The organism is Micromonospora sp. DSM 45708, from assembly GCF_039566955.1.
Lineage (GTDB): Bacteria > Actinomycetota > Actinomycetes > Mycobacteriales > Micromonosporaceae > Micromonospora.
On record NZ_CP154796.1, the window covers coordinates 6,643,045 to 6,657,286 of the forward strand.

General features: G+C 72.4%; 15 protein-coding genes. 1 reads left to right on the plus strand and 14 read right to left on the minus strand.

The window, feature by feature from the left end:
• Nucleotides 1-23 precede the first annotated feature (23 nt).
• From VKK44_RS29155 to VKK44_RS29205, 11 genes are all read right to left on the minus strand, one after another.
• Entirely contained in the window at nucleotides 24-440 is a 417-nt protein-coding gene (locus VKK44_RS29155; RefSeq protein WP_343447938.1) for an ATP-binding protein, read from the minus strand.
• Between the two features lie 65 nt (nucleotides 441-505).
• Entirely contained in the window at nucleotides 506-1,960 is a 1,455-nt protein-coding gene (locus VKK44_RS29160) for a sensor histidine kinase (RefSeq protein WP_343444362.1), read from the minus strand.
• 76 nt (nucleotides 1,961-2,036) lie between these two features.
• A complete protein-coding gene (locus tag VKK44_RS29165; RefSeq protein WP_343444363.1) occupies nucleotides 2,037-2,828 on the minus strand; it encodes a glycerophosphodiester phosphodiesterase in 792 nt (263 codons plus the stop codon).
• A 14-nt stretch (nucleotides 2,829-2,842) separates the two neighbouring features.
• On the minus strand, nucleotides 2,843-3,178 hold the full coding sequence (locus VKK44_RS29170) for a rhodanese-like domain-containing protein (protein WP_343444365.1): 336 nt from the start codon (nucleotides 3,176-3,178) through the stop codon (nucleotides 2,843-2,845).
• A gap of 27 nt (nucleotides 3,179-3,205) precedes the next feature.
• Entirely contained in the window at nucleotides 3,206-4,123 is a 918-nt protein-coding gene (locus VKK44_RS29175; protein ID WP_343444366.1) for an LCP family protein, read from the minus strand.
• A gap of 184 nt (nucleotides 4,124-4,307) precedes the next feature.
• Nucleotides 4,308-5,528, minus strand: coding sequence for an LCP family protein (locus VKK44_RS29180; RefSeq protein ID WP_343444367.1), 1,221 nt, complete (start codon nucleotides 5,526-5,528; stop codon nucleotides 4,308-4,310).
• Nucleotides 5,529-5,668: 140 nt separating this feature from the next.
• Nucleotides 5,669-6,913: an LCP family protein gene (locus VKK44_RS29185; RefSeq protein ID WP_343444368.1), complete on the minus strand. Its 1,245-nt coding sequence runs from the start codon at nucleotides 6,911-6,913 to the stop codon at nucleotides 5,669-5,671.
• 74 nt (nucleotides 6,914-6,987) lie between these two features.
• Nucleotides 6,988-7,968: an NAD-dependent epimerase/dehydratase family protein gene (locus tag VKK44_RS29190; protein ID WP_343444370.1), complete on the minus strand. Its 981-nt coding sequence runs from the start codon at nucleotides 7,966-7,968 to the stop codon at nucleotides 6,988-6,990.
• 69 nt (nucleotides 7,969-8,037) lie between these two features.
• Nucleotides 8,038-9,711: a solute symporter family protein gene (locus VKK44_RS29195; protein WP_343444371.1), complete on the minus strand. Its 1,674-nt coding sequence runs from the start codon at nucleotides 9,709-9,711 to the stop codon at nucleotides 8,038-8,040.
• A complete protein-coding gene (locus VKK44_RS29200; protein WP_091061706.1) occupies nucleotides 9,689-10,057 on the minus strand; it encodes a DUF485 domain-containing protein in 369 nt (122 codons plus the stop codon). The genes VKK44_RS29195 and VKK44_RS29200 overlap by 23 nt, the downstream gene beginning before the upstream one ends.
• Before the next feature lie 165 nt (nucleotides 10,058-10,222).
• Complete coding sequence (locus VKK44_RS29205) at nucleotides 10,223-10,867, minus strand: flavin reductase family protein (RefSeq protein ID WP_343447939.1); 645 nt, start codon at nucleotides 10,865-10,867, stop codon at nucleotides 10,223-10,225.
• Between the two features lie 61 nt (nucleotides 10,868-10,928).
• Here VKK44_RS29205 and VKK44_RS29210 point away from each other — a divergent pair, with 61 nt between their 5' ends.
• Nucleotides 10,929-11,186 carry a hypothetical protein gene (locus tag VKK44_RS29210; RefSeq protein ID WP_343444372.1) on the plus strand — a complete coding sequence of 86 codons (258 nt, stop codon included), beginning with the start codon at nucleotides 10,929-10,931 and terminating at the stop codon, nucleotides 11,184-11,186.
• A 93-nt stretch (nucleotides 11,187-11,279) separates the two neighbouring features.
• On the opposite strand, the gene VKK44_RS29215 is transcribed toward VKK44_RS29210, so the two are convergent.
• The 3 genes from VKK44_RS29215 to VKK44_RS29225 are packed head-to-tail and all read right to left on the minus strand — an operon-like array spanning nucleotide 11,280 to nucleotide 14,211.
• A complete protein-coding gene (locus VKK44_RS29215; protein WP_343444373.1) occupies nucleotides 11,280-11,768 on the minus strand; it encodes an SRPBCC family protein in 489 nt (162 codons plus the stop codon).
• Nucleotides 11,768-13,462 (minus strand): ABC transporter permease, encoded by a 1,695-nt coding sequence (locus VKK44_RS29220; RefSeq protein ID WP_343444374.1) that lies wholly within the window; start codon nucleotides 13,460-13,462, stop codon nucleotides 11,768-11,770. Before VKK44_RS29220 ends, VKK44_RS29215 begins: the two co-directional genes overlap by 1 nt.
• Nucleotides 13,447-14,211, minus strand: a complete 765-nt coding sequence (locus tag VKK44_RS29225) for an ABC transporter ATP-binding protein (protein WP_107156465.1) — start codon at nucleotides 14,209-14,211, stop codon at nucleotides 13,447-13,449. The genes VKK44_RS29220 and VKK44_RS29225 overlap by 16 nt, the downstream gene beginning before the upstream one ends.
• Nucleotides 14,212-14,242 lie beyond the last annotated feature (31 nt).

Sequence of the window (14,242 nt, forward strand, 5' to 3'; positions counted from 1 at the left end):
GCGGGACCCGCACGCCCACCGGCTCAGCCGGCGACGACCAGGTCCGCCCGGTGCGACCCGGTCGGGTCGAACTCCGCCCACACGCTCTGGCCCAGGCCGTCCCGGTCGACACCCCAGCGGCTGGCCATCCCGGCGACGATGTGCAGCCCGCGCCCGTCGACCGCGTCGGGGGACGCGACGCGCATGCGCGGGCCGGCGCCGGCGCCCCCGTCGGTGACCCGGAGCAGGACGACCGGCCCCCGGTCGGTGGCGCGCAGCCGCCAGGCCACCCGCACCACGTCGCCGGGCAGCGCCTCGGCGTGCCGGACCGCGTTGCCGACCAGTTCGGCCAGGACCGCCACCAGGTCCGCCAGCAGCGCCGGGGGTACGACGCCGGTCAGTTCGTCGGCGAGCCGGTGCCGGGCCACGCGCGCGCCGGTCCCGTGGTGGGGCACCACCACGCACCACGACCGTTCCGCCGGTCCTGTCGACACGCCGTTCCTCTCCACCCCGTGAACGCCCCGGGTCAACCCCGGGGCAGCCGCACCTCCGCGACCGTACCTCCGCCGGCCCTCGGCCGGAGGGACACCCACCCGTTCTGCTGTTCCACGATCTGCCGGACGAGGTAGAGGCCCAGGCCGGCGCCGGGGTAGCGCCGGCGGTCACCGGACTCGCCCTGCCAGAACCGGTCGAAGGCCCGTTCCACGTGCTCCGGCCGGATGCCGATGCCCCGGTCGGCGACCCGGAACGAGACCGTCCGCTCGGTCGCGTCGGCGCCGATCTCGATCGGCGTGTCCGGCAGCGAGTACTTCCCCGCGTTGGTGCCCAGCTCGGTGAGGACGGTGGCCAGGCTGTGCCGGTCGCCGAGCGCCTTGGGCAGGTCGGCGGGCAGGTCGAGCACGATCCGGTGCCGGAGGTCGGCGGGCAGGTCGACCACCGCCGCCCGCAGCGCGTCGACCAGGTCGAACGGGGCGGCCGGTTCCCCGCCGGGGCGGTTCTCGGTGGCGGCGGTGAGTAGCCGGTCGACCAGCCGGGCCAGCTCGTTGGCGCGTTGGCCGATGATCCGGGCGGCCTGCCTCCGGTCGGCGTCGGTGAGCGACTCCCAGTGGTCGGTGAGCGTGTCCGCGTACCCCTTGATCACGGTGACCGGGGTGCGCAGCTCGTGGCTGGTCACCGCCACGAAGAGGTCCCGGTCGTGGTCGCGCCGCTGCTGGTCGGTGATGTCGCGGAAGGTGACCACCCGCAGCGCGGTCGGGCCGGGCAGCTCGCCGGAGGTGATCCGGAGCCAGCGGCCGTCCGGCAGGCGATGGTCGAGCACCTGCCCGGACGGGGGCAGCGGGAACGGCAGCGGCCGGCTCAGCGCCTCCTCCGCCGGCCGGCCGATCACCTGCGCGGCGGCCGGGTTCCAGAGCCGGACCCGCTGGTCGCGGTCGACCACGGCCAGGCCGTCGGCGAGCGCCGCCACGACCGGGCCGTCGCCGTGCACCGGCAGGCCGGTCTGGTCGCCGTACATGTGCGCGATGCAGGCGGCGACGTACCCGACGACGGCGCGCTGCGAGGCGTCCAGCGGTTCGCCGGTCCGGTAGAGGGCGTGCAGGCTGCCGACGGTCAGCCCGGCGATCTCGGCGCGGGCCACGATCATCCGGCGCAGTCCCCGGCCGACCACCTCGTCGGCGAGCGCACCCGGGATCGCGTCGACCCGGATTTCCCGGACCGGGGGGCCGGCCAGCAGGCAGACGGTGGCCGGGTCGGTGGCCGGCAGCGGGCGGCCGGTCACGAACTCGGCGCTGCCGGTCGCCGCGATCACCCGCCCGCCGGCCGGGGTGAACTCCACGAAGACCAGGCCCGCCGCGCCGAGCGCCGGTTCGACCTCCCGGAGCAGGCGGGTGAGCACGGAGAGGCCGGACTCGCCGGAATTGATCATTTGGATCGCGCTCGTGTGGCCGGCGATGAGGGTGGGGTAGTCGGTTCGCTCCGGCATGTCCCGAGTGTGCCGCGCCGGTCGCGTCGGGGATACCCCCTCACCGGGCGACCGTCCCCCGGCGGATCGACGAGGCTCACCGGCCCAACCGGGCCAACGCGCGGGCGGGCCGGTCCGTGATCACGCCGTCCACCCCGGCGGCCAGCACGAGTTCCAGGTCCTCCGGTTCGTTCACGGTCCAGACGTAGACCGAGTTGCCGGCGGCCCGCAGCGCCGGGACGAGCTGCGGGCGGGCCCGGACCAGCTCCACCCCCGGGCCGGCGATGCGGCTGCCGAAGGGCAGCCGGCCCAGCCGCAGCCAACGCGGCAGCACCTCCAGCAGCAGCACGGTGGGCAGCGTCGGCGCCAGCTCACGGATCCGGCGTACGGCCAGCGGCGAGAAGGACATCACGGTCACCTGGACCGGATCGTCCGGGCCGGGCTCGGCCAGGCCGTGCCGGCGCAGCAGGTCGATCAGCCGGCGCTCGACGTCGCCCCGGTAGCGCGAGGGGTGCTTCGTCTCGATCAGCAGCCGGACCGGCCGCCCGGCGGCCAGCACCGCGTCGAGGAGCCGTTCCAGCGTGAGCAGCCGGATGTGCGACTCGTCGAGCCGGGCCGCCGCGACGGCCTCCGCCGCGGCGGGGTGCCAGGAGCCGAAGTCGAGCGCCTCCAGCTCGGCGAGCGTACGCGCGCTGACCAGGCCGTGACCGTTGCTGGTCCGGTCGAGCCGACGGTCGTGCACGCAGACCAGGTGCCCGTCGCGGGTCAGCCGGACGTCACACTCCAGCCCGTCCGCGCCCTCGTCCAGCGCGCGCAGGTAGGCGGCGAGCGTGTGCTCCGGCAGGTCGTACGAGGAGCCGCGGTGGGCGAAGACCAGGGGGTCGGTCATGGCCGCACCGTGCCTCAGACGACCCGACCCGGCTGCCCGTCGTCGGTGACCACGGGACGGCCGGCGGCGGCCCAGTCGCCCATCCCGCCCTCGACGTTGCGGACCTGGTCCCAGCCGTTGCGCAGCAGGTAGCCGACCACCTGCCCGGAACGGCCGCCGGAACGGCAGATCACCGCCACCTCGCGGTCGTCGGGAATCTCCGCGAGCCGGGCCGGCAGCTCGGTCATCGGCAGGTGGTGGGCGGCCGGCGCGTGGCCGGCGGCCCACTCGTCGTCCTCCCGGACGTCGAGCAGGTAGACGTCGTCGGGCACGGCCGACGCGGACACGCTGGGAAGTTGGGCTCCGAACACGGGTCAAAGCCTAGTCGCCCGTTGGGCTCAGAGCCGGTTGACCCAGCGCGGGTTGGCGCCGGCCCACTCCGGCACCCGGGTGTCCTGCAACGCGGTGAACAGATCGCCGCCGTCGGAGTCCAGCACCACGTACGACACCTGGTCGATGGTCTGCGGGTGGGAGGGCAGCCGGACCCCGCGCAGCGCGTCCGCCGGCAGCGCGCGGAGCGCGAACACCAGTTCGTTCAGGGGTACGCCGTTGGTGTCGACGGTCAGCGCCCCGCCGACGGCGCGCAGCACCCGGTCCAGCTTCACCGGGTCGCCGCGCAGGTGCGTCTCGCCGGCCCGGTCGAGCACCGCCCGCAGCATCTGCTGCTGGTGCCGCTGCCGGTCGTAGTCGCCGTCGGGCAGGTCGTAGCGCTGCCGCACGTAGTCCAGTGTCCGGGCCCCGTCCATCCGCTGGCAGCCGGGCTCGAACCGGGCGCCGGTGTGGATCGACCGGACCGGCGTGTCCACGCACATGCGGATGCCGCCGAGCTGGTCGATCACCCGGGTGAAGCCGGAGAAGTCGACGAGCGCGGCGCCGTCGAAACGGATGCCGGTGAGCCGGGTGAGGGTGGCGCTGAGCAGCCGCGCGCCGCCCTCACCACCGCCGCCGTGCTCGTACGCGGCGTTGACCTTGTCCTGACCGCCGGGCCAGCCGGGCGCGGCCGGGACGGCCACCAGCAGGTCGCGCGGCACGGAGATCAGGTACGCCTGCCGCATCCCGGCCGGCACGTGCACGATCAGGATGGTGTCCGAGCGCTGGTCGGCGGCGTTCGCGCCGGGCCGGTGGTCGGAGCCGATCAGCAGGTAGTTGAGTGCGCCGTCCAGGTCCGTCCGCTTCTTCCGGGCGGTCGGGTCGAGCAGCAGCTCCTTGCTGACCGTGCGGTCGTAGCGGTGGCTGAGCCAGTGCAGCCCGGCCACGCCGAGCGTGGCGAGCAGGACCAGGGCGAGCCCGCTGCCGAGCAGGAACCGGGGCCAGCGGGCCGGTCGAGGCCGCCCGCGTCGGTTCCGTGCTGGTCTGGACGTGACGATCCCCCCGTGGCGCCGACCTGAGATCCGCTCAGGTCAGGCTACGGGGGGACGGGCCGGCCGGTGCCGGCTTTGGTCACTTCCGGGTGGAGAGGACGGTCGGGTTGGCCACGATGAAGTCGGCCAGCTTGTCGTTCTTGACCGCCTGGAACATCTCCATGGTCGTCTCGTTGAACGTCTCCCGGCCGTTGCTGTTGCCGGCGAACGTCCCGCCGTTGGTGCGCAGCGTGACCAGGTCGTTCCCGTTGAGGTTCTTGAGCGTGAAGATGAAGTCGGCGATCGGCACGCCGCCGGTGTCGAGCACGAACGCCTTGCCGGCGGCCTTCATCAGCGAGTTGAGCTTGATCGGGTTGGTCAGCATGCCACCGTCGGTGGCCTTCTTGGCCATCGCCTTGATGAGCTGCTGCTGGTTCTGCTGCCGGTCGTAGTCGCTGTTGGGCAGGCCGTAGCGCTGGCGGGAGTAGTCGAGCGCCTCCCAGCCCTCCATCTCCTTGCAGCCCTTCTTGTGCACCACCGGCTTGTAGGGCTTGCCGGTCTTCTTCGCGTCCGCGTTCCACATCGGCTTGCCCTCGACCATCGACATGTGGTGCGACGGGACCTCGTGGCTGACGCAGATCCGGACCGTGCCGAGCGCGTCGATGACGTTCTTGAAGCCGCCGAAGTTGATGATCGCGGCGCCGTCGAAGCTGATGCCGGTCATCCCCTTGATCGTCTTGGCCATCAACTGGGCGCCGCCCTCCCAGCCGCCACCGTTCTGCGCGCCGTAGAAGAACGCGGCGTTGATCTTGTCGGTGCCGCCCTTGTAGCCACTGTTCTTGAACGCCGGGATGCGCGCCTCGGTGTCCCGGGGGATCGAGATCAGGTACGCCTGGTCGTGGCTGGCCGGGATGTGCAGCACGATGATCGTGTCCGACCGGACGTCGTCGGCGGCCCAGCGGGCCCGGGCGTCGACGCCGAGCAGCAGCATGTCGATCGGGCCGTCCAGGCTGTTGCCGCCCTCGGCCTCGCTCTTGCCGGCCTCACCGAGCAGGTTGCGCTGGGCGATGTTGTTGGTGGCCTGGCCGATCACGGCCTTGCTGCCGACGATCGCGACGCCGCTTGTCACCATCAGCACCGCGCCGAGCACGAGCGTCAGCTTCGCCCAGAGCGGGTCCTTGCGCTTGGTGCGCTTCTTCTTCCCGCCACCGCCGCCGGGACCACGACCGCCGGAACCGGGCTGCGAGGGGATGACCGGGGGAACCCGCCCGGATGATCCGGGTGCCGGTGACTGCGGGCGACGACTGGTCTGGACCGACATGCGTGCTCCAGCTCGGTGATCGGGGGCGGGACCACTTTACGTATCCGTTCCCGTTCTCGCGACCTCCTGAGGCGGGTATTCCCGTCAATCCCGGCCGATGGTGCCGAGATGTGGCCGAACGGGCGAGCCCGAGCGCCCGGTCAGCCGCCGGCGCTGTCGCCCGAATTCTTCTGGTTGGCCGCGACCCAGTCGGCCATCTTGTCCCCGGCGATGGCCTGGTACATCGCCAGCGCCTTCTCCCGGTCGGAGACCACCACCGACTGGCCGTCGACGGTCTGGCCCCCCAGGTTCGGGCTGGTGACGAACGTCAGGTTCTCGCCGCGCAGGCTGCGGAACTGCACCGCCATGTCGGTCAACGAGAATCCCTGGTCGACCGTGACGGCGGCGGTGACCGACTTCAGGAAGTCGTTCAGCTTCTTCGGGTTGGTCAGCGTGCCGGTGCTCGCCGCCTTGTCCATCAGCGCCTTCAGGAACTCCTGCTGGTGGCGCATCCGGGCGAAGTCGCCGTCCGGGAACTGCTTGCGCTGCCGCACCCAGTCCAGCGCCTCGGCGCCGTTCATGTGGTTCACGCCCTTGGTGAACGTCCGGTACGGCTTGTGGATCGACGTGACGGTGCGCTCCACCTTCAGGTCGACGCCGCCCAGCGCGTCGGTGACGTCCTTGAACCCGGCGAAGTCGATGGCCATGACGTGGTCGATGCGTACGTCGGTGAAGCACTCCACGGTCTTCACCGCCAGCGGCAGGCCGCCGAACGCGAACGCCGCGTTGATCTTGTTACGTGAGCCGGAGTCGCAGGACGCGCCCGCGTTCTCCGGGATCGGCACGTACAGGTCACGCGGGACGGAGACCAGGTAGGCGCGCTTGTGGTCGGCCGGGATGTGCATGACGATCACGGTGTCCGCCCGCCACTTGCCGGCGCCGTCGACCGGGGCGTCCGGGTCCCGCGAGTCGCTGCCCACCAGCAGGATGTTGAACGCGCCGTCGACCTGCTTGGCCGGCCGCCCGCCGGTGATCTCCGAGAACGGGTCGGTGCGGGCCAGGTCGTCGTCGAGATTGCGGGCGTAGAACCAGGCCCCGATCCCACCGAGCAACGCCAGCACCAGCACCGCGATGCCGGCCACCAGGCCGATGCGCCCCCAGCGCGGGCGGGGTCGACGGCCCGGCCCACCGAAGCCGCCGCCGCCCGTGCCACCGGGTCCGCCCGGTCCGCCCGGCCCACCGGGGCCGCCCGAGCGGGGCGCCTCGTCGTGCGACGGGTACCAGCGGGTTTCCGTGGCGCGGGCGCGCGCGGTGGCGCCCCGGTCGGAGCCGGGGACCGAGGCGCGGCCCGCACCCCGGTTCAGGGGGCGGGGGAGAGGTGCGCCGGCAGACGAGGTCGCTGACATGTAACCGAGGGTAGGTCGGCCGTTCCACCGCCGCGCTCAGGCGCGCGCGGCGCTCAGCCGGCTGACAGCCGGGCTCAGTACCCTAGCCGCCCCCGGAAGTACGCGATGGTGCGTCCGAGGCCGTCTTCGGGCGTCACGCTCGGCTCGTATCCGAGCAGCTCACGGGCGAGCGTCAGGTCCGGGCGGCGCATCTCCGGGTCGTCCGAGGCGCGAGTGATGTAGCTCACCTCGGAGGAGCTTCCGGTGAGTGACACGATCGTCTCAGCCAGTTGCCGCATCGACATCTCGTGCTCGGTGCCGCAGTTGATCGGGCCGGTCTGCGTCGAGTCGAGCAGCAGCAGGATGCCCCGCACCAGGTCGTCGACGTAGCAGATGGAGCGCGTCTGGTTGCCGGTGCCGTGCACCGTGATCGGCTCGCCGCGCAGCGCCTGGGAGATGAACGTCGGGATGGCCCGGCCGTCGTCCGGCCGCATCCGCGGGCCGTACGTGTTGAAGATCCGGACGATCGCGGTGTCCGTGCCCCGGCTGCGGTGGTACGCCATGGTGGCGGCCTCGGAGAAGCGCTTCGCCTCGTCGTAGACGCTCCGGATGCCGATCGGGTTGACGTTGCCCCAGTACGTCTCGCGCTGCGGGTGCTCCTTCGGGTCCCCGTACGCCTCGGAGGTGGAGGCCATCAGGAACCGCGCGCCGTCGGCGGTGGCGCGCTCCAGCAGCGCCAGCGTGGCCACCGAGCCCACCCGGAGGATCTCCACCGGCAACTTCTCGAAGTCGGTCGGGCTGGCCGGCGACGCCATGTGCAGGATCGCGTCGAACCGCTCGGCGATCGCCGGGTGGTCGGTCGGCAGGCCGTCGGAGATGTCCGCCTCGACCAGCGTGAACGTCGGCTTCTCGAGCAGGTGGGACACGTTGTCCTTGGAGCCGGTGACGAAGTTGTCCAGCACCACCACCGTGCAGCCGCGCTCGACGAGCCGGTCGACCAGGTGGGACGGGACGAAGCCGGCGCCGCCGGTGACGAGGATGCGGTGTCCGGCACCGAACCGCGAGGCAACCTTCATGCCCGCCACCCTATACACGTGAGGCGGGGCCCCCGCCCGTGGCCGGGGCCCCGCCTCGCACCGTGTCGGTCAGTGCGCGCCCGCGCCGGTGAGCGAGCGCACCTCCAGCTCCGCGTACTTGTCGTCGTCGCGCTCCTTGGACAGGACCGTGCCGAGCCAGCCGCACAGGAAGCCGAACGGGATGGAGAGGATGCCCGGGTTCGACAGCGGGAACCAGTGCCAGTCGTGGTCGGGGAACATCGCCGTCGGCGCGCCGGAGACGACCGGGGAGAAGAAGACCAGCAGCACGGCGGCGAGCAGGCCGCCGTAGATCGCCCACACCGCGCCCGAGGTGTTGAACCGCTTCCAGAACAGGCTGTAGAGGATCGCCGGCAGGTTGCCGGAGGCCGCCACCGCGAACGCCAACGCGACCAGGAACGCCACGTTCAGGCTCTGCGCGAAGATCGACAGTACGATCGAGACGGCGCCGATCACCAGCGCGGAGATCCGGGCGACGTTCACCTCCTGCCGCTCCGACGTCTGGCCGTTCTTGATGACGTTGGCGTAGAAGTCGTGCGCCAGGCTGGACGACGACGCCAGCGTCAGCCCGGCCACCACCGCGAGGATCGTGGCGAACGCGACCGCCGCGATGATCGCCAACAGTGTCGCGCCGCCCAGGTTCCCGCCGAAGAAGTCCACGCCGAGCGCCTCGGCGAGCTGCGGTGCCGCCGTGTTGCCGGCCTTGTCCTGCGCGGTGATCGCCTGCCCGCCGACGATCGCCGCCGCACCGAAGCCGAGCGCCAGCGTGAGCAGGTAGAACGCGCCGATGATGCCGATCGCCCAGAGCACGCTCTTGCGGGCCGCCCGCGCGGTCGGCACGGTGTAGAACCGGATCAGGATGTGCGGCAGGCCGGCCGTGCCGAGCACCAGCGCGATGCCGAGCGAGAGCAGGTCCATCTTGCTGTAGAACGTCTTCAGCGCGTCGCCGGGCGTCTCCACGCCGTAGCGCAACCCGGGTTCGAGGAACGCCGCGCCCTTGCCGGACGCGTCGGCGGCGTCACCGAGCAGCGAGGACAGGTTGAACTTGTACTTCGCGAGCACCAGCAGCGTCATCACCAGCGCGCCGGTCATCAGCAGGAACGCCTTGACGATCTGGACGTACGTGGTGCCCTTCATGCCGCCGACCGTGACGTAGATGATCATCAGCGCGCCGACCAGCACGATGGTGGCCACCTTCGCGGTGTCGGCGTCCATGCCGAGGAACGTGGTGCCCGGCTTGATGCCGAGCAGAAGCGCCACCAGCGCGCCGGCGCCGACCATCTGGGCCAGCAGGTAGAAGATCGACACGGTGATGGTGGAGACCGCCGCCGCGGTCCGGACCGGCCGCTGGCGCATCCGGAACGCCAGCACGTCCGCCATCGTGTACCGGCCGGAGTTGCGCAGCAGTTCGGCGACGAGCAGCAGCGCCACCAGCCAGGCGACCAGGAAGCCGATCGAGTAGAGGAAGCCGTCGTAGCCGTAGAGGGCGATGATGCCGGCGATGCCCAGGAAGGACGCGGCGGACATGTAGTCGCCGCCGATCGCCATGCCGTTCTGGAAGCCGGAGAAGGAGCGCCCGCCGGCGTAGAAGTCGGTGGCGGTCTTGGTCTGCCGGCTGGCCCAGACCGTGATCGCCAACGTGATCGCCACGAAGATCAGGAACAGCGTGATGGTGAGGTTCCGGGCGGTGGTGCTGCCCGCCTCAGCCGCGAGGACCGTGTTCATGGTTCACCTCCCCCATCTCGGCGCGGATCCGGTCGGCGACCGGGTCGATCCGCCGGTTGGCGAACCGCGAGTAGAGCCAGGCGATGACGAACGTGGAGACGAACTGGAGCAGGCCGAAGACCAGGGCGACGTTGATGTTGCCGACCAGCTTCGTGCCCATGAATCCCCGCGCGTACGCGGAGAGGATGACGTAGAGCGCGTACCACAGGAAGAACGCGACGGTCATCGGGAAGACGAAGCCGCGCAGCGCGCGCCGCAACCCGGCGAACTCGTCCGACCGCTGAACGGCCAGGTACCGTTCCGCCGTCGACTCGGAGGGCGCGGACGCGGGAGTGTCCGTGGACATCTGTGGATCACCACCTTCGCAGGCGTGGGGGTATTTTCCGGGCACGCTAGAGAGCGCACTCCCCGCCGCGAAAGGCTCAGCCGCGTCCCGGGCGACACCTGCGCCCAACGGCACCCCGGCTGCGCCCAGTGACCCAGATCACTCCGCTAACCGGTCCCCCACGCGTCAGTCGGTCAGTTCGTGGTAGCGGCCTCGGTAGTGCAGGAGGGGAGTGGTCTCCCCGGGCAGGTCGACCGTCTCGATGGTGGCCTCGACCAGCAGGCCCCAGCCGTACTCCCGGGCCGCGTCGAGGCGGCAGCCGGCCCAGCCGCCCGCGTCCGCCGGCACCGGCCCGTACGGCGTCTCGGTCCACGCGTCCAGCGCGAACAGGCCGCCGGGCGACGGGAAGAGGCCGGCGAAGCGGTCGGCGAGCTGCCGGTGGCGCGGGCCCAGCGGCGCGACCGCGAACCGACCGACGTCCTCGACCGCCGCCCACAGCTCCGACTCCGCGTCGACCAGGCCGAGCAGCCGGTCCGGCTCCCCCTCCGCGACCAGCGTGGAGGAGACGGTGAGCCCGGCCGGGCCGGGCGCGGTCCAGAGCGTCACCGGGGCGGCCAGCCGGCCACGCAGTCGCCGCACCGGCGAGCGCTGCCCGGCCGGCACCGCGAACGGATCGGTGTGGTGGATCTCGGCACCCGGCTGCTCATGATTCACGTGAAACATTGTGCCGCCCCGGCCCCGGGCCCAGCCGAGGAAGCGCCCATGCAGGTCGGAGGCGTCGTTGAGCTGCGCGTTCGCCTCGGCGAGCAGTCCGCCGAGGTGGAACAACAGTGCTGTCCGGTCGCCCCACCTTCACCGGGCGCCGCTCGACTGACCCGCCTACCCTGCGGGCATGGCTCTCGTCCCTCCGCAGAAGCTGGCCCAGGACCGCGTCATCACCGCCGAGGCCATCCTCGGCGGTCAGGTCGACCTGCGCGCCTACCCGCACCGGCACCTGATGGTCATCGCCCGGCACAAGTGGGGCAGCAGCGGCTTCCCGCCGCTGATGGAGGCGGTAGAGCACCTGTCGAACTACGGCTGGGAACTGGTCAACGTGCTCAGCGTCGGCGACGGCCACCACGTCTACGCCGCGATGCGCCGCACCATGTAGTGCCTACTTCCGCCGAGGGTTCCACGGCCGGAGAATGCTCAGCTTTTTAAGTAGATTGCCGCCGGGCCGCCGGGCCGCCGGGCGGGCGGGCGGCTAGGACGGCAGCGCGCGGCGGGCGGCGGCGAGCACCTCGGGGTCGGCGCAGCCGGCCGCGTACCCGGCGATCCGGCGACGGATGTCCCGCCCGAGCAGCCACCCGCCGATCCGCTCGGCCACCGGGCGCAGGAACGCCGGCCGGCACCGGAAGTTGTACCGCCAGGTGGCGACCGTGGTGTCCGGCTCCGGGCCGGGCGCGAAACGCCAGCCGCCGCCGAAGCGTTCGAAGAACCACGGCCCACGCACCATTTTCATGCCGACGGTGGTCGGCGGTGCCCAGGAGACGTACTCGCTGACCATCACCAGCCCGTGCCGCGAGCGGGTGAACGTGCGCACGCCCCGGCCCGGCCGGGTCGCGCCGTCGACGAAGTGCTGCTCGCGGACGAACGGATCCCACCGGTAGCGCACCGGGGCGACGGTCTGGGAGACGGCGAACGCCAGCTCCGGCGGGACCGGCACGGTGACGACCGCCTCGACGACCGGCATCAGCGCCTCGGCGTGACCGAGGCCAGCAGCTCCGGCTGCCGGCGGTCCAGCGCATCCCCGGCCAGGTAGGCCCCGAGCAGCGCCGCGCCCGCCCCGTACGCCACGCCGGCCGGCAGCGCCAGCCAGAGCCAGACGTCGCCGAGCAGGGCCGCGGCCACCACGAACGGGACGGCCGCCGCCGTCGAGGACACCATGGACAGCAGCGTGAGCAGGCTCTTCGCGATGCCCGCGCCGGTGTTCATGGCGAACGGGTTGCTGGTCTCCGGCAGCGAGTACGCGCCGAGCACCGAGATGAACCCGTTGATCGCCAGCCCGCAGCCGTACGCGGCGAACAGCCCGCCGGCCATCACGCCGAGCCACTCCGGCCGACCCAGCACGACGGCCAGCACCACCGCGACCACCAGGAGGATCGGCACCACGTAGAGCGAGAACGCCACCATCCGGGCGCGCAGCTCGACCCTTCCCGGCACACCGGCGACCACGTTCGCCGCGTACGCGCTGCCGTCGAAACCGAACTGGTTGGCCAGCGTCACCGAGGCGAGCACCCCGACGAAGACCATGGAGATGCTGACCAGCACCGGGGACGAGTCGGCTGCGGACTCGCCGAACGACGTTCCGGCCCCGGTGCTGAACGAGACGCCGCCCAGGTTGACCATCACCGGCACGAAAACGCCCACCACGGCGACCGTGATCAGGTTGGCCCGCCGCCGGGCGTCCCGCCACCAGTAGCGGCACTCCCGGGCGACGAGCGCGCCGAACCGGTCCCGCCGGGCCCAGCCGACCGCGCGCGGGAAGAGCTGCGCGACCGCGCCGCCCATCACGCCGCGCGGGGCCCGCGCCGGCCCGGCGCTCGCCGCGCCGACCATCGCCGACTCCAGCGACCGCGACCACCAGAGCAGGAGTACGCCGATCGTCGCGGCGGTGACCAGCAGCTTCACCAGGGCTGTGACGACCCGGCCCTCGGCCACGTCGACGCCGGCCGTCCAGGGCGCGGCGAGCGGCGTCCAGCCGACCACCCGGGCCACCCCGGTCAGCCGGTCCCAGTCGGCGCTGCGCACCGCGGCCAGCACCAGCAACTGCAACGGCCCGAGCAGCGCGGCCAGCACCGCGAGCAGCACGGCGGCCAGGTCGCGTACCCGGCGGGACCGCAGCATGGTGGCGAACGCGCTGGTCACCGCGCGGGCCCCGGCCACGCAGACCAGCAGGCCGCCGACCGCGCCGACGGCGCCCGCCAGCGCGGCCGGCCAGCCGCCCAGCGCACCGGCGGTGACCACCAGCCCGGCCACCGTGATCAGGGTGGCCAGCGCGGGCACGCTGACCAGCGCGGCGGCGAGCAGGCCGGTGACCAGGGTGCGGCGGGAGAGCGGCAGCAGCGCGAACCGGGCCGGGTCCAGCGTCTCGTCCACGCCGAAGAAGACCAGTGGCAGCAGCAGCCAGCCGAGCGTCAGTACGCCGCCACCGAACGCGGCGGCCAGCAACGCGTACCGGGGCTCGTCGGCCAGGCCGGGCGCGGCCAGCAGGAAGAACCCGGACGCGGCGAACCAGAGCGCGAACAGCACACCCAGCACGAACAGCGCGATCCGCCACGCCTGACCACGGAAGTTGTTGCCGAGCACCCGCAGCTTCAGCCGGACGAAGTGCCGGGGCGAGACCGCCCCGGTCGGCGGCTCGACGGCGGTCACCGGGACAGCCACGACAGCTCCTCGCCGGTCGCGGTCCGGCCGCCGACCACCTCCACGAAGACGTCCTCCAGCGACCGGTCGCCACGCACCTCGGTCAGCGTGCCGACCCGCTTGATCGTGCCGTCGGCCAGGATCGCCACGTGCGAGCAGAGCCGCTCGACCACCTCCATCACGTGGCTGGAGAAGACCACCGTGCCACCGCCGGTCACGTACCGGTGCAGGATGTCCCGGATCAGCGCCGCCGAGACCGGGTCGACCGCCTCGAACGGCTCGTCGAGCACCAGCAGGCGCGGGCCGTGCAGCAGGGCGCAGGCCAGGCCGATCTTCTTCTTCATGCCGGCCGAGTAGTCGACCACCAGCGTGCGGCCGGCGTCGCCGAGCGCCAGCACGTCGAGCAGCTCCGCCGCCCGCTGGTCGACCACCGCCGGGTCCATGCCGCGCAGCAGACCGTGGTACGCCAGCAGCTCCGCCCCGCTCAGCCGGTCGAAGAGGCGTACGCCGTCCGGCATCACGCCGAGCAGGCTCTTCGCGCGCACCGGGTCGGCCCAGACGTCGTACCCGAGGACCCGGGCCTCACCGGCGTCGGGCCGCAGCAGGCCGACGGCCATGGAGAGCGTGGTGGTCTTGCCGGCCCCGTTCGGGCCGAGCAGGCCGTAGAACGAGCCGGTCGGCACGGCCAGGTCGACACCGGCCACGGCGACCTTCGTGTCGAAGCGCTTGGCCAGGCCACGAAGGTGCAGGGCCGGGTGCTGATCGGTCATGGTCCGACGGTAGCCCGCTCCGGCCACTCCC

Bases quoted from the DNA above. Each gene is read 5' to 3' on its own strand.
- VKK44_RS29160 (WP_343444362.1), bottom strand. From the start codon at position 1,960: ATGCCGGAGCGAACCGACTACCCCACCCTCATCGCCGGCCACACGAGC.
- VKK44_RS29165 (WP_343444363.1), bottom strand. From the start codon at position 2,828: ATGACCGACCCCCTGGTCTTCGCCCACCGCGGCTCCTCGTACGACCTG.
- VKK44_RS29180 (WP_343444367.1), bottom strand. From the start codon at position 5,528: ATGTCGGTCCAGACCAGTCGTCGCCCGCAGTCACCGGCACCCGGATCA.
- VKK44_RS29185 (WP_343444368.1), bottom strand. From the start codon at position 6,913: ATGTCAGCGACCTCGTCTGCCGGCGCACCTCTCCCCCGCCCCCTGAAC.
- VKK44_RS29190 (WP_343444370.1), bottom strand. From the start codon at position 7,968: ATGAAGGTTGCCTCGCGGTTCGGTGCCGGACACCGCATCCTCGTCACC.
- VKK44_RS29195 (WP_343444371.1), bottom strand. From the start codon at position 9,711: ATGAACACGGTCCTCGCGGCTGAGGCGGGCAGCACCACCGCCCGGAAC.
- VKK44_RS29200 (WP_091061706.1), bottom strand. From the start codon at position 10,057: ATGTCCACGGACACTCCCGCGTCCGCGCCCTCCGAGTCGACGGCGGAA.
- VKK44_RS29210 (WP_343444372.1), top strand. From the start codon at position 10,929: ATGGCTCTCGTCCCTCCGCAGAAGCTGGCCCAGGACCGCGTCATCACC.
- VKK44_RS29215 (WP_343444373.1), bottom strand. From the start codon at position 11,768: ATGCCGGTCGTCGAGGCGGTCGTCACCGTGCCGGTCCCGCCGGAGCTG.
- VKK44_RS29225 (WP_107156465.1), bottom strand. From the start codon at position 14,211: ATGACCGATCAGCACCCGGCCCTGCACCTTCGTGGCCTGGCCAAGCGC.